The following is a 12,229-nucleotide window of genomic DNA, read 5'->3' on the forward strand; positions in this document are numbered from 1 at the left end:
TTTCGCGAAGACGCCTTTTTGCTCGATAGGCCGCAGCACGAAATCTTCCTAACGCCGCGATGCCGACCCTCTTCCGCCTCCTCACGATCCTCGCGATCATTGCCGGCATCATCTACGGCATCATGGCCGCGCTCGTCTACTTCGTCGAACCGACGCGGAGCGAGTTGACGATCGAAGTTCCGCTTCCGCCTCTCAAACCCGTCGAACCTGAGCCGGCTCCTCCGCAAACGGATGATGCCGCCGCAGTTGACGGCGCTGGAGAGGGGACTGCTCCCGCCGAGACGGCGCAATGAGCAGCCCGGCCGCAGCGCCCTCTTCGACAGGACCCGGTGACGGCGCGATCATCGAAGCTTTTCTCGAGATGATGGCAGTCGAGCGCGGGGCCGCCGACAACACGCTTCAGGCCTATGCGCGCGATCTCGATGCCGCTCGCCGCTTCCTCAAGCCCCACGGCGGGTTCATGCGGGCTGAGAGCGATGCGATCCGCGCCTATCTGACCGATCTTTCGGCGCAAGGACTGTCGGAAGCGACGCGCTCGCGGCGGCTATCGGCTCTGCGCCAGCTCTATCGCTTCCTCTACACCGAAGGGCGTCGCAACGACGACCCGACCGGGCCGATCGAGGGCGCGCGCAAGAAGCGGCCTTTGCCGAAGGTGATGAGCGAGGACGAGGTCGACCGCCTGCTGGAACTCGCCGCGGCTGAAACGCGTAACGGCGAACTCACCGCGGGAGCCCGCTTGAGAGCGGCCCGCCTTCGGGTTCTCGTCGAGCTTCTTTACGCCACTGGCCTGCGCGTTTCCGAGCTCGTTTCGCTGCCGAAGAGCATGCTCGCCAACCGGGCCCGGACGATCACCGTTCTCGGCAAGGGCAACAAGGAGCGATTGGTGCCGATCGGTGCGGAGGCGCGTGAAGCGCTAGACGCCTACGGGCTCGCCCTGAAGGATACGAAATCGCAGGACGAAGGCCCTTGGCTCTTCCCAGCGGACTCCGAAAGCGGCCATCTCAGCAGGCAGGTCTTCGCCCGCGAGCTGAAGGGGCTCACCGCCCGCGCCGGAATTCCGGTCGCGAAGATTTCGCCCCATGTTCTCCGCCATGCCTTTGCGAGCCATCTTCTTCAGAACGGCGCCGATCTGCGTGCCGTTCAGGAACTTCTCGGCCATGCGGATATTTCGACCACGCAGATCTATACCCATGTTCTGGAGGAGCGGCTGCACAAGCTGGTTACCGAGCATCATCCCCTTTCGGTGGGGCGCGGGGACTGGTAACAGACGCGCAACTCGAACTTCACATTCCCGTTGACGTTACCGAAGCAGCCGGCGAGGCGTCAGGAGTCCTCGGGCGAGAAACGGAAGCGTATGTACAACTATCTGGATTTCGAACGGCCGGTCGCCGACCTGGAGGGCCAGATCCTGGAGCTCAGAAAGATCGAGGCCGAGGACGGCGCGGTCGATGTGCACGAAGAGATCGATCGGCTTGAGACGCGCTCGCGCGACGCCCTCGCCAGCCTTTACCAGAAGCTCACGCCCTGGCAAAAAACGCAGGTCGCGCGCCATCCCGACCGGCCGCACTGCAACGACTACATCAAGCGTCTGATCACCGACTTCACGCCGCTCGCCGGCGATCGCTACTATGCCGAAGATTACGCGATGATCGCCGGCTTCGGTCGCTTCGACGGGCAGTCCGTCGCGGTGATCGGTCAGGAAAAGGGCAACGACACCCAGACGCGGCTGAAGCACAATTTCGGCATGGCGCGGCCCGAGGGCTACCGCAAGGCCGTCCGCGTGATGGAGCTTGCCGCGCGATTTGATATCCCCGTCCTCACACTGGTCGATACGGCCGGCGCCTATCCCGGCATCGGCGCTGAGGAGCGTGGCCAGGCCGAAGCCATCGCCCGCTCGATCGAGACCTGCCTCAATCTGACGGTTCCGCTTGTTTCCGTCGTCCTGGGAGAGGGCGGGTCCGGCGGCGCGATCGCGATCGCGACGGCGAATCGGGTCTACATGCTGGAGCATGCGATCTATTCGGTCATTTCGCCCGAAGCGGGTGCATCGATTCTCTGGCGTGATGCGACGCGAGCCCGCGATGTTGCCCAGGCAATGAAAATTACCGCGCAGGATTTGAAGGAACTGGGGGTCATCGACTCCATCGTCGAGGAGCCGCTCGGCGGTGCGCATCGCGATCCGGAAGCTGCGATGGAGACGGCCGCAAACCAAATAAGATCAGGACTTTCCGAGCTGTCCGGTCTCGATGGTGCGACCTTGAAGACTCAGCGGCGCGAGAAATTTCTCTCCATCGGGCGTAATCTTTGAGGGTGGTTGCGGGTAGGGCACAGTTCGCACTTGCGTTCCGCTGGGTGATTTCTGCCTAAATCTCGCCGCTGTTATGCGACCATCTGACACTCGGCCGGGCTCGCCCCCGTCGCGGTATACGCGGCGAGTGAGCAGGCCGAAGCGAATGGGGCAGTTTAACAACACCTTAATTTGCTTTTGAGAGGATGAGGGGAAACGCGTGGGGGTAAATGCTTGGTTCAAGCTTCCCGCGTGATGCGATCCGCTGGGCACTTACGTCCTGGGTCGTGACTAAGACAGAGCGCGGGGTCTCGGCTATGGGGATGGTCGTCCCGCGCTCCTCTTGCAGGGGAAGCCACGGAAACATGATCGTTCGCCGCCTCTTGACCGGAGCCGTTCTGGCTACCGCGATGTTCACCGCAACAAGCTGCAAATATGCCGATCTGCTCCCGGCCGAGGCGCCGTTGCCGGCGGCTCTCGTCGCGCAGATCCGGGCAAACAGCATGGGCGTGAATTCGCCAATGCTGGTCCGTCTCTTCAAGGAAGAATCGGAACTCGAAGTCTGGAAGCAGCGCACCGATGGCACTTACGCCCATCTCAAGACCTATCCGATCTGCGCGTGGTCAGGAAAGCTCGGCCCGAAGTTCAAGGAAGGCGACCGGCAGGCGCCGGAAGGCTTCTACAACGTCAATCCGACCCAGCTTAACCCGAATTCCAGCTACCATCTCGCGATCAACATGGGTTACCCCAACACCTATGACCGCGCGAACGGCCGTACCGGCAGCCATCTGATGATCCATGGCTCGTGCAACTCGTCCGGCTGCTACGCCATGGACGACGAGCAGGTTCAGGAAATCTACGGTCTTGCGCGCCATTCCTTCGAGGGCGGCCAGCGCAACTTCCAGATCCAGGCCTATCCCTTCCGCATGACGCCGCAGAACATGGCGCGTCACAGCAATTCGGAACATTATGCTTTCTGGACTATGCTGAAGAAGGGTTCGGACTATTTCGAGCAGACCCGCAAGCCGCCGCATGTCGGCGTTTGCGAGCGCAACTATATCTTCGATCAGTCGGCAGAGACGGTCTCCAAACTGTCTCCCACCGGCCCGTGCCCGCAGACGACCATGCCGGAGCTCGTAATTTCGAAGCATATGCAGGATCAGGTGAAGGTCGAGGAGCTCAAGTCCCGGATGAGCGAGAGCGAGTTCGCGACCTACACTTCCTACAGCTACAAGACCGGACAGAAGATTTCGGCGGAAGCGTATGCGGCGGAGCAGCACCGTCGTCCGGGCTACGACCGCAAGGGCAACCGCGTCGGCGGTGGCGGTGGTATTTCCGGCTTTTTGAACCGTTAAGCGCCCGGTAATAACGTCTCTGTCGGGATTTACCCGCAGAGACGACCGCGCTGAGGACGTCCGGCGACAGGGGGCGGGCTATAAAACGCCCTTCTGGCGAAACCGATGTGCCAGTTCCTCGTCCGAACAGCCCTCCAGCATCAGCAACGCATCATAGGGATCGCCCGCAAGGTCGAGCGCCGCGGCAAAGGCTGGCTCCGTCTTGAGTTCCGCCTCGCGCTGCCGGAGAACGACATCGGGCAATGACGGGCCGCAGAGAGCGAGCAGCCGCTTCTCGCTCGCAAAATAACGCCAACCGTCCTGCTCGTCGACGGCGAGAGCCTCGCCGTAGACTTCGAACGGCCATCCATAGGTCGTGAAGGAGCAGTGCCGGATCGCAGAAGTTGGACCAGACGAAAATCCGTTTGATCCGCGAAATGGGCGTGAACCAACTGCGCGAAACACGCCCCGTCTCGGACCTCACCGAGAACGTCGATATCGCTCGATTTAAACGCGATCCCGAGGTGGAGAGTGCCCGCGATCCGCGGAGAAAACGGCGCGAGAATCCCCATGATCCGGGTCCGCTCGATTGCCTCCTCGAAAGAGGCCCGTTTCATCGGACGCATCCTTCTCAAGCTGAGGTCAAAGAAAAAGGCGGGCCCGATCGGACCCGCCCGCTTCTCTGTTCAGGCCGCTGCCCGCGGCCCGTGATCCAGGATCAGTTCGAAGAACCGCCTTCAGCCGCAGCGCGGGCGTCGGACAGCCACTGATCGACGGTCTCCTGGTTGTTCTCGATCCAGGTCGAAGCCTGCTGAACGATGTCTTCCTCGCTATCGGCGCCGCTGTTCATCTCGGCATTCTGCGCAAAGATGTCCTTGAGCGGGATCGACGCTTCTTCGAAGATCACCTTCGCTGCCGGGTTGGCTTCGAGGAACTCCGAGTTGACGACCGGACGAATGTCGTTGGCTGGCCAGCCCATTTCACACGGATCGGCAACGCAGCCCTCGACGCCTTCGACCGTCGCCGCGTCGGCGAGGTTCATCTGCTCTTCCGGGAGCTTGACTTCCGGTGTCTGAATCCAGACGACGTCCTCGCCCGGGGAGAGCTCGTTGACGGTCCAGTTCGGCGTCCAGGTGTAGAAGAAGATCGGATTGCCCTGCTGGTAGGCCGCGATCGCGTCGGCCATGGCGGCCGAATAGTTCGCCTGGATGGCGTTGACGTGGTCATTCAGCTCGAAGGCTTCCAGCTGGAAGGTGATGGTCTCTTCACAGCCCCAGCCCGGAGGGCAGGCGACCAGATCGGCCTTGCCGTCGCCGTTGCGGTCGAAGGCTTTCTTGACCTCGTCCTTCTTGAAATCGGTGATCTCGGTGATGCCGAGCTCGTCAGCCGTCTTCTTGTCGACGAGATAGCCCTGCAGCGCGCCGCCCTTTGCGACATAGCCGATCTCTTCGGCGCCATTGCTGAAGGTGCTCTCATAGGTGTTGTGCAGCGGGAACCAACCTTCGACCCAGCCGGTCACGTCACCCTGGCTGACGGCCTGATAGAAGGCAGGGGCGTCGAGCGTCGTCGGCTGGCCGACTTCATAGCCGAGTTCCTGAAGAAGCTGGCGGTAGACTTCGGTCGAGAACCAGCCGGTATCCCAGGTCGGGCGGGCCATCGTGACGGTGACGCCTTCGCCGGGCATCGAGGCTCCGTCCTGGGCAGCTGCCGGCAGGTTGCCGACAAAGGCCATGGACAGTGCCGTTGCGCCGACGAGAAGAGCCTTCGTGGATTTATGGATCATTCGTATTCAATCTCCCTGTGGTTGGTTCTTGGTTTCCAAATGCGGCAATCGCTTTCAATTGCCACACAGTTCTTGTGCATGAGTCTCGCAACTCGGGCACATCGCTGTCAAACCGCGCTGCTTTTTCAGGAAGCTACGGCTCGCAGCGGGAACGACGCCGCTTAGTCCAAGCGGCGTCGAATGGTCGCCTTTATTCCGCCGGCTCTGCCGAGCGGCTTCCACCGAAGAGCGGCTTTACCAAGCGGCTGACCGTGTCCTTGACCGAGGATTTACTCGAGCGCTTCTTCGCTTCGCCGAGCCCCTGGGTAATGCGATCAAGAATGATCGCCAGCAACACGATCCCGACACCGCCGGCGGTCGCTGTTCCGACGGCGAGGCGTCCGAGGCCGGTGTTCACCGTGAGGCCTAGACCGCCGGCACCGATGAGCGCCGCGATGACGACCATCGAGAGGGCCAGCATCAGCGTCTGGTTGAGACCGGCCATGATCGTGCGAAGGGCCAGCGGGAGCTGAACCTCCCACAGAATCTGGCGCGGGGTAGATCCGAAGGCCTTGGCTGCCTCGATGAGGTCGCCGCGCACGTTGCGGATGCCGAGGTTCGTGAGGCGGATGATCGGCGGAAGGGCGAAGATGATCGTCGCGATGACGCCGGGCACCGTGCCCACACCGAAGAGCATGACGATCGGCACGAGATAGACGAAGCTCGGGATCGTCTGCATGATGTCGAGGATCGGGCGCAGGATCGACAGGAACTTGTCGCTTCGCGCCGCCGCGATGCCGAGCGGAACGCCGAGCACGATACAGAACACGACGGCCGTGATGATCATCGAAAGCGTCGTCATCGTTTCCGACCACAGGCCGATCATGTCGATGAAGGCCAGCGCGATCAGCGTGAAGATCGCAGTGCCCCGTCCCGCGGTCCGCCAAGCGATGGCGCAGAGAACGGCGGTAAAGACGACCCACGGAACGGCGTTCAGGAAAGCGTCGAGATTCTGCATGAGCAGGTCGACGGGCTGTTGCATGGCGCGGAACACCGGCCGAAAGGTCGGGACCAGGAAGCCGCGAACGAAATCGTCGACCCAGTCGGCGAAGGGAATCTCGATGAGGTCTTCGGGACTAAACATACGTGTCTCACCAGTGTCGGGTTCGGGCGCCGAGCCGCTCTGCGACCCTTTCAGCACCAATTGTCATGCGATCTTCGTTGCGCGCTATTCGGCGGCCGTCTTGAGCGTCGCCTCTTCCTCGACGGTTTCGTCGTCGCCTGCGAGTTCTGCGAAGATCGTCTCCGGCTCGACGACCCCGATCAGCTTGTCGGCCTCATCGACGACCGCGATGGGAAGACCTTTGCGGGCGAGCGGATAAAGCTCGAAGATCGGCTTTTCGGCTTCCGCTTTCGGGAACTTGGTAATCAGTGCCGAGGAGCAGTCGCCGCCGGAATTCTGCAGGGCGGCCTGGGCGTCGCGGTAGCGCAGCACGCCGACAGGCTTGCCGTCTTCGACGACGTAGATCGCATCGCGGCCGAGGCGATCCATGGTCGAAAGCGCGGTCTGGGCACCAAGATCGGCCTTCTGAAGCGGTTCGGCCTGCTTGGCGACGCGCTTTGCCGGGAAGACGCGCGAGCGGTCGATGTCTTTGGTGAAAGCCTCGACATAATCGTCCGCCGGGCTGCCTACGATTTCCTCGGCCGTGCCGACTTGAACGAAGCGGCCGCCCTTCATGATGGCGATCTTGTCACCGAGAATCAGCGCCTCGTTGAGATCGTGTGTGATGAAGACGATGGTCTTGCCGAGCGAGCGCTGGAGTTCGAGCAGCTCGTCCTGCATGTCGCGGCGAATCAGCGGATCGAGCGCGCCGAAGGGCTCGTCCATCAGCAGAACCTGGGGTTCAGCTGCGAGGCCTCGCGCAAGGCCGACACGCTGCTGCATGCCGCCCGAAAGCTGATCGGGATAGCTGTCGGCATATTGTTCGAGCCCGACCTGTGCCAGTGATTTGCGAGCCCGCTCGTTTCGTTCCGAAACGCCCATGCCCTTGATCTTCAGGCCGAACGCCGCGTTCTCAAGAATGGTTTTGTGGGGAAAGAGGGCGAAGTGCTGAAAGACCATCGAGATCTTCTGGCGACGGATTTCGCGGATTTCTTCGTCGCTGCAATGGGCGATGTCGTCGCCATCGATGGTGATCGTGCCGGATGTCGGTGAGATCAGCCCGTTGAGCATGCGGATCAGCGTCGATTTGCCGGAGCCGGACAGCCCCATGACGACGAAGATCTCGCCTTCCTCGATATCCACGTTGACGTCGTTGACGCCGACGGTCGCGCCGGTCTTCGCGAGTATCTCCTCCTTCGTCTTGCCGCTTTCGACGAGGCGCATCGCCTCCTCGCCGCGCTCACCGAAGATCTTGTAGAGAGATTTGATACTGAGCTTAGTCGCCATGGGCACGCCGCCGTGAGGAAAGAGTGATTGGACTTTCGCGCAAGCGTAGCACCCTCCATTCGGCACTGCAAAATCGAATTTCTACACTTTTTGACCGCTGCACGGGAAAAATCAATTTTGTGTAGATATAATTTTTCGTAACCAAGCTAGCTGATGTTTTCTTGGTTAACCGGCAATTTTGCGACCAGACGAAGCATCGGCGAGCAGAAGTTTTTGCGCTGCTGCTGTCGCTCGTTACTTCGACGTTTTCGGCCCGGTACGAAATCTTACACGTCTGATTCCGCAAACCTTTTTGGGCACCAGAAAAGACCCCCGCGAATGCAGCGCGAGGGTCTCTGTTGGTCGTCGTGGGCCGGAGAGCCGGCCTAGAGTTCTCCCTTGCCCATGCGTCCGGCGATGTGATCGGCTTGTCGCAGCGCGAGAGAAACGATCGTCAGCGTCGGGTTCTCGGCTGCGCCTGTGGTGAACTGCGAGCCGTCCGAGACGAAGAGGTTTGGCACGTCGTGCGCTTGTCCGAAGCGGTTCACCACGCCGTCTTCCGGCCGCTCGCTCATGCGATTCGTGCCGAGATTATGCGTCGAAGGGTAGGGCGGCGTGTGGATCGTCCGCATTGCGCCCACCGCGTCGTAGATCGCCGAGCCCTGCTTGTAGGCATGGTCGCGCATCGCCTTGTCGTTCGGGTGATCGTCGAAATGAACGTCCGGGATCGGCATGCCGTATTCGTCGGTCTCGTCTGCCAAGGTGATGCGGTTGTCCTCGCGCGGCATATCCTCGCCGACGATCCACATGCCGGCCATGTTTCGGTACTGCTCCATGTCAGCGGCGAAGTCGCGGCCCCAGTCGCCCGGCATCAGGAAGGCCGCCATGAAGGGGAGGCCCAGCGAGAGCGTCTCCAGCTCGTAGCCGCCAACGAAGCCGCGCGAGGTGTCGTGCTTGGCCTCGTCGCGCACGATGCCGGCCATGGTCGTACCGCGATACATATGAACCGGCTTGTCGAAGACGCCGTAGACTGAACCCGTCGTGTGGCGCATGTAGTTCCGGCCGACCTGACCGGAGGAATTGGCGAGCCCGTCCGGGAACATCGAGGAATTCGAATTGAGAAGCAGGCGCGGACTCTCGATCGAATTGCCGGCAACGCAGACGACACGGGCCTTTTGGCGCTGCTCGCGGCCATCTTTGTCGGCATAGACGACGCCGGTCACCTTACCCGATGCATCGTGTTCGATCCGCATGACGTGGCTGTCCGGGCGCACTTCGAGCCGGCCCGTCGCCTCACCCTTCGGGATTTCCGCAACGAGGGTCGACCATTTGGCGCCCGATTTGCAGCCCTGGAAACAGAAACCGATCTGCATGCAGGAGGCGCGATCGTCACGCGGCTCCGAGTTGATCGCCATATTGCCGGTGTGAACTTCCTTGTAGCCGATCTTCTTCGCCCCGGCTTCCAGCACCTTGAAGTTGTTGTTGCCCGGCAGGCCCGGAATGCCGTTCGTGCGGGTCACGCCCATCCGGTTTTCGGCCTTCTCGTACCAGGGCTCCATCTCCGCAAGATCGATGGGCCAGTCGAGGAGGTTGGCGCCGTCCACTTCGCCGTAATGGGTGCGCGTCTTGAACTCATGCTCCTGGAAGCGAAGTGAGGCGCCGGCCCAGTGCACTGTCGAGCCGCCGACCGACTTGACGATCCAGGCCGGCAGGTTCGGGAAATCCTTGGCGACTCGCCAGTCGCCGGAGGTCATCCGCTTGTCTTTCCAGGCGAGCTGGGCGAAGGAATCCCATTCGTCGTTGATGAAGTCCCAGGTCTCGTGGCGGGAGCCGGCTTCGAGGATGACGACGTCGATACCCTTCTGGGCAAGCTCGGAGCCAAGCGTGCCGCCGCCGGCACCCGAGCCGACGATGACGACGACATTGGAATTGTTGTGGTCAAAAGGTGCTGGCATGATTTCTCCTCCCGAAGCCTCACGTCCGCGTCTCCTCCTCGAGACGTTTTTCGGACTGCTTCTTCATGCGTGACATTTCATCGAGCACACTCCGGCAATGGCCGGAGGAGGGCGCTTCAGCGCCTCAGGAAATCCAGTCGATGTCGTTGAAACCGCGGTCCAGATAGCCGCCCTTGTCGGCCGATTCGCCTTCGTATCCGAAGACGGGCCAGAGCTCTTTCTGGTTGTAGAGGCCGACGACGAGGTTCCCGCGTACCTTCTGGAAGAAGGGATCGGCCTCGATGAGCTTCAGAAGCGCCGTGCGTTCGTCGTCCGGGGCGATCTCGGAATAACGGACGCCGTGGGCCTCGATTGCGGCCTTGTCGAGCTTGGCACAATTGTCTTCGAGAAACGCGAGTTCCTCCTCGGAGGATCTGGCCGCTTCGTCGAGAATGTTGACGGCGTTCGCGTAGAACTTGTCCTCGATCTGTGCGTGTGGATAGCAGTCGCGCGACATCTGGACGAGGGTCTTGAAGGTCTCCGGGTCCGTCGACTGGGGCATCTGTGCCCATGCTTCGCCGACGATGAGACCAGTGGGCATGATCGTCATGGCCAGAAGGCCCGCTCCGGACTTCAGAAAGCCGCGGCGGCTCTGCACGATCCTGTCTTCTGAAAGCGCCATATCGTTTCCTCCCGATGGCGATGGAAAGAAGCGCCTGCCGGTCCTCCCGAGGCCGGCAGGCACCGAACCCTCGAAGTTATTGGAAGCGTCCCGAGCGCTCCAGAACCTCGATCTTGTAGCCGTCCGGATCCTCGATGAAGAAGAACCGGCCGAGCAGTGCCCCGTTGTGAGCGATTTCCTTGACGTCCTTCGGCGAGAGTCCGGCGGCAACCATGCGCTCGCGTTCCGCCTTCACGTCTTCGACCGAGAAGGCGATGTGGCCGTAGCCGTTACCGAGATCGTAGGGCTCGCTCTGATCACTGTTGATCGTCAGTTCGAGCTCGTGTGTCGCTTCGTCGTTGGACAGGTAGACGAGGGTGAACCCGTCGAACGGAAAGCGGTCCGCGACCTTCAGCCCGAAGGCCTTCTCATAGAATTCGAGGGACCGCTCCTCGTCGAGAACGCGGATCATCGTATGGATCATTTTCGCCAAGGCTGCTTCCTCGTCTTTAGTCTTCTCGCTGCTGACAGCGACGACGGGAATTAGGCGCTCCTCCCAGTGCTTGGCGGCGAAAAGCCGCCCGACACGCGCCTTGATCCGCCCCGCGCAGTCAGTGCGAACAGATTAGGCGATTGCCGGACCGCGAAGGTAGTAGGATGGTGTTACGTGGCGATTCGACTTGTCGCAGCCGTCGGACGTCAGCTCAGCTTGCGAGCGGCAGAGGTCTGCCGCGGTGCAGCGTCCGCATCTTCGACTCGCCGGCTTCGCGATCCCATGATGTCGCGGCCGACTGCCTCTGATGCTCCAGATGGACGAGGCATGCGCAGCGCAGATGGGAGGCGAAATTCTTGACTTCGCCGCGCAGGTCCAGAACTTCGTCGTGAAGCTTCGTCAGGAACTTCGCCAGGGACATGCCCTGACTTTCGGCAAGATGTTCGAGAGTTCGCCAGAAAGCGGCTTCGAGCCTGATCGAGGTGGAATGTCCGCTCAGCCGGACCGAACGCGTTTCGCCTTCGATTTCCTCCGGCGCGATCCCTGCAAACATCTGGCACATGATATCAAGCCTCTTCCCAAACCGCGCATTATTAGAACCGTTTGAATGTGAACTGGCAAGCTTCATGCGTGAGTAATTCGCCACCAAAACGATCCTGGCGCATTGTTACGGCTTAGAGGAACCGTTCCAGCTCCCGCCTCAGGCGGCGGCGTTCTCTCTTCTTGTGAATTTGGTAGGTGATCACAGAATTCGGCGTGATGCGGGTTTTTTCGTCGGCGTGCCAGTCGATGGTGAATTTCCGTTTCGCGCCAACCGGCAGGTCCTCTGGACCGTAAAGCGCGACAACGGTCATCTCGAGGGCCTTGATTGCGGTCTTGTCCCTGATTTTCGGGGCATCGTTCGCGAGTTGTTCGATGAGGGCATCGAAGTGGCCGATATCGAGATACTGACCGCTTTCGAGGCTCCCCTGCCGCATCGCCGAGCGCGGATCCATGCCGAGGTCTTCGGGCAGTTCCCGCATGTCTGTGAGCTGAACCTCGCGTTTGCCCTCGTCGGTTTCGAGCTCGGCGATCAGGCTCGTCACATAGATCGGCTCCTGACTCATATTCGTGACCAGGCACCGCGCGTGAAGGCCCTTGCCGGCACCGCGGGAAATCAGGATCGAGGAGCGGCGCTGCCGGAGATAGCTGTTGAACAGCAGCTGAAGATAAAACACCCAGACGCACAGCATCGCAGCGCTGATGATGACGCTCAAAATATTGCTGTGCGAACCGATCCAAGATGCGATCGACATGGCGCTGCTTCCCGTTCAGGCAGTTCTTTTATCTC

12 protein-coding genes and 1 pseudogene are annotated in these 12,229 nt (G+C 61.2%); 4 read left to right on the plus strand and 9 right to left on the minus strand.

Translation table 11 applies throughout. From position 1 onward, the window contains the following. Nucleotides 1–59: 59 nt before the first annotated feature. From ABRA89_RS17000 to ABRA89_RS17015, 4 genes are all read left to right on the plus strand, one after another. Complete coding sequence (locus ABRA89_RS17000) at nucleotides 60–293, plus strand: hypothetical protein (RefSeq protein ID WP_349942689.1); 234 nt, start codon at nucleotides 60–62, stop codon at nucleotides 291–293. Continuing rightward, entirely contained in the window at nucleotides 290–1,264 is a 975-nt protein-coding gene (locus tag ABRA89_RS17005; RefSeq protein ID WP_349942690.1) for a site-specific tyrosine recombinase XerD, read from the plus strand. Before ABRA89_RS17000 ends, ABRA89_RS17005 begins: the two co-directional genes overlap by 4 nt. A gap of 90 nt (nucleotides 1,265–1,354) precedes the next feature. Next, nucleotides 1,355–2,308, plus strand: coding sequence for an acetyl-CoA carboxylase carboxyltransferase subunit alpha (locus ABRA89_RS17010; RefSeq protein WP_349942691.1), 954 nt, complete (start codon nucleotides 1,355–1,357; stop codon nucleotides 2,306–2,308). A gap of 344 nt (nucleotides 2,309–2,652) precedes the next feature. After that, nucleotides 2,653–3,642, plus strand: a complete 990-nt coding sequence (locus ABRA89_RS17015) for a murein L,D-transpeptidase family protein (RefSeq protein WP_349942692.1) — start codon at nucleotides 2,653–2,655, stop codon at nucleotides 3,640–3,642. 78 nt (nucleotides 3,643–3,720) lie between these two features. Here ABRA89_RS17015 and ABRA89_RS17020 read toward each other — a convergent pair. The 9 genes and pseudogenes from ABRA89_RS17020 to ABRA89_RS17060 all read right to left on the minus strand — a co-directional run bounded on the left by ABRA89_RS17020 (nucleotide 3,721) and on the right by ABRA89_RS17060 (nucleotide 12,194). After that, nucleotides 3,721–4,247, minus strand: a pseudogene (locus ABRA89_RS17020) (DUF4269 domain-containing protein). Between the two features lie 92 nt (nucleotides 4,248–4,339). Further along, entirely contained in the window at nucleotides 4,340–5,404 is a 1,065-nt protein-coding gene (proX, locus tag ABRA89_RS17025) for a glycine betaine/L-proline ABC transporter substrate-binding protein ProX (protein WP_349942693.1), read from the minus strand. Between the two features lie 190 nt (nucleotides 5,405–5,594). After that, nucleotides 5,595–6,527, minus strand: a complete 933-nt coding sequence (locus tag ABRA89_RS17030; protein WP_349942694.1) for an ABC transporter permease — start codon at nucleotides 6,525–6,527, stop codon at nucleotides 5,595–5,597. Between the two features lie 84 nt (nucleotides 6,528–6,611). Continuing rightward, a complete protein-coding gene (locus tag ABRA89_RS17035; RefSeq protein WP_349942695.1) occupies nucleotides 6,612–7,832 on the minus strand; it encodes a quaternary amine ABC transporter ATP-binding protein in 1,221 nt (406 codons plus the stop codon). A gap of 365 nt (nucleotides 7,833–8,197) precedes the next feature. After that, complete coding sequence (locus ABRA89_RS17040) at nucleotides 8,198–9,766, minus strand: GMC family oxidoreductase (RefSeq protein WP_349942696.1); 1,569 nt, start codon at nucleotides 9,764–9,766, stop codon at nucleotides 8,198–8,200. Nucleotides 9,767–9,890: 124 nt separating this feature from the next. Beyond that, on the minus strand, nucleotides 9,891–10,427 hold the full coding sequence (locus tag ABRA89_RS17045) for a gluconate 2-dehydrogenase subunit 3 family protein (protein WP_349942697.1): 537 nt from the start codon (nucleotides 10,425–10,427) through the stop codon (nucleotides 9,891–9,893). A gap of 76 nt (nucleotides 10,428–10,503) precedes the next feature. Then, nucleotides 10,504–10,899: a VOC family protein gene (locus tag ABRA89_RS17050; protein WP_349942698.1), complete on the minus strand. Its 396-nt coding sequence runs from the start codon at nucleotides 10,897–10,899 to the stop codon at nucleotides 10,504–10,506. A gap of 211 nt (nucleotides 10,900–11,110) precedes the next feature. After that, on the minus strand, nucleotides 11,111–11,461 hold the full coding sequence (locus tag ABRA89_RS17055) for a ribbon-helix-helix domain-containing protein (protein WP_349942699.1): 351 nt from the start codon (nucleotides 11,459–11,461) through the stop codon (nucleotides 11,111–11,113). Nucleotides 11,462–11,573: 112 nt separating this feature from the next. Beyond that, complete coding sequence (locus tag ABRA89_RS17060) at nucleotides 11,574–12,194, minus strand: hypothetical protein (RefSeq protein ID WP_349942700.1); 621 nt, start codon at nucleotides 12,192–12,194, stop codon at nucleotides 11,574–11,576. Between the last annotated feature and the right edge of the window lie 35 nt (nucleotides 12,195–12,229).

Origin of the sequence: Fulvimarina thalattae, from assembly GCF_040239565.1 — a bacterium.
In the GTDB taxonomy this organism is placed as follows: Bacteria; Pseudomonadota; Alphaproteobacteria; order Rhizobiales; family Rhizobiaceae; genus Fulvimarina.